A 264-nucleotide genomic window follows, 5' to 3' on the forward strand; every position below is an offset into this window, starting at 1 on the left:
GTATTGTCACTGAATGTTCAGCCCACTCAACGCGTTAGCCGCACCAAGTGAATCGGAAACTGAATCACCTGATTCACTTTCCGAACCAGTCCTCAGAACAACCCCTCGATATACCCCTGGTCGTTCAGGAATATCCGTTCTGCCGACGGCGACTTGGGCAGGCCCGGCATGGTCATGATCTCGCCGGTGATGACGACCACGAAGCCGGCGCCGGCCGAGAGGCGCACTTCGCGCACCGGCACGATATGCCCTTCCGGCGCGCCG

At 59.8% G+C, this 264-nt stretch carries 1 protein-coding gene; it reads right to left on the minus strand.

Annotated elements, in window-relative coordinates; all coding sequences use genetic code 11:
- Window positions 1–92: 92 nt before the first annotated feature.
- A partial coding sequence (locus SB659_RS19740) for a formate--tetrahydrofolate ligase (protein WP_410551639.1) occupies window positions 93–264 on the minus strand: 172 nt, incomplete at its 5' end.

The organism is Arthrobacter sp. SIMBA_036 (assembly GCF_046535135.1).
GTDB lineage: Bacteria > Actinomycetota > Actinomycetes > Actinomycetales > Micrococcaceae > Arthrobacter.